Source organism: Clostridium sp. DJ247, assembly GCF_014231265.1.
On the sequence record NZ_JABAIW010000130.1, the window covers coordinates 1 to 1,673 of the forward strand.

Annotated in this window: 2 pseudogenes; both read right to left on the reverse strand. The window is 33.5% G+C overall.

Going from position 1 to position 1,673, the window contains the following annotated elements:
• Positions 1–728: pseudogene (locus HGI79_RS22365) on the reverse strand (RHS repeat protein); the annotation flags it as partial.
• Between the two features lie 129 nt (positions 729–857).
• Positions 858–1,673: pseudogene (locus HGI79_RS22370) on the reverse strand (RHS repeat protein); the annotation flags it as partial.

The window sequence follows — 1,673 nt, forward strand, 5'->3', positions numbered from 1 at the left end:
ACACCATTTTCATCTATTTCACTTCTTAATCCTTCTGAATCATAGAAGTTTTTGATATAGCTTCCATCATGTTTTTGCACATTTGTTGTACGATTAAAGCAATCATAAGCGTAGTTAGTGGTACCTTGCTTATTTATTTCCGCTATAAGATTTCCTTGAGCATCATATTTGTAAGCAGTTGAATCTTCACCAGCTATCAGTGATGTTAGTCTATTTCTTTTGTCATAGCTATAGCTTGTTACTCGAGAATCTAAAGTTCTCTTTACTCGGTTTCCTACCTTATCATAGCCGAAGGATTCTATCGTTTGATTTGGATATACTACCTTTTCTAGTCTGTTTAGGCAATCATAAGCGTAGCTTGTTACATTTCCGCCTTCGTCTTTTCTTATTTGATTACCGTTATTATCGTAGAAATACCTATGATTTAAAAGCTCTTTACCTTCTTTTGTTTTAGCAAGTATTCCTGATATATTTTTGTCTACATCATGATTATATTGGATGTTTATTCCATTACCATACTTTATACCAGCTATTGTACTATCTTGATTATAAGTATAAGAAGCTGCCTGTTGGTTGCCATCCCATACTTCTTTTAACATTCCAATTATATCATAATTATAACTTATTTTTCTACCAGTTATGTCCTTTAATGCTGTTATATTACCATCTTTATTGTAGTCATATTCAAGTACAATTTTTCCATTTACAGCTTTAGTTTTAAGATTCATGTTTGGAGTGTAAGTATATTTATAGACTTTTCCTCCGCTTATACCTGCAGCTAAGCTTCCATCTTTATTGTATCTATATTCCTCTGCTGTTCCTGTTACTGCGTCTCTTCTACTTACTATGTTATCATCTTAGTTATAGAGATACTCAATTATATTCTTATTTCTATCAATATGCCTTGAAAGTCTTCCCTGCTTATCATACTGATAGGTCATTACTTCTCCTGCAGGATCTTTTATTTGTGCTAGAAGATTTAAGCTGTTGTAAGTATACTCTGTTTTATTTCCATTACCATCTACTGTGGCTGTTACATTTCCTGCATAGTCATAGTCATACCACTCACGGCTTCCATCAGCCTTCTGTACTTCTTTGACTTTTCCCCATAAATCTAGACTGTAGAAAGTTTCATTATCTTCTCCATCTTTTATAGCAGTAACATTTCCAAGTGCATCATATCTGTATTGTTGGCTTATCTTTCCTTTTTCTTTTGCCCCTGGAGTTATTATGTGTCTTACTCTTCCTCCTATGTCATAGCTGTACTCTACACCAGTTTTTGAGGCATCTAATTTTTCTATAAGCTCTCCAACTTCGTTGTACTTATTTTTCTGCACAATTATACCAAGAGCATTAGTTACTTCTACTAGACGATTCATGCTGTCATAACTATAGCTTGTACCTTTTCCATCATCATCTTCTGCATTATAGTTTTCTGGAGTTACATGTTTTATTATGTTTCCTACTGCATCATAGAATAATCTTGTCACTCCACCTTCTTTATCTATGATTTTTGTCTGCCTGTTCATGGCATCATATTCATAGATAATAGAATAACCATTACAATCTATCTCTTTTATTATATTTCCAGCACTGTCATACTCATAGGTTGTGATCCTTTCAGACTCTTTATCCTTTGGATCTCTTTTTACAATCTCTACAAGTCTGTCTGC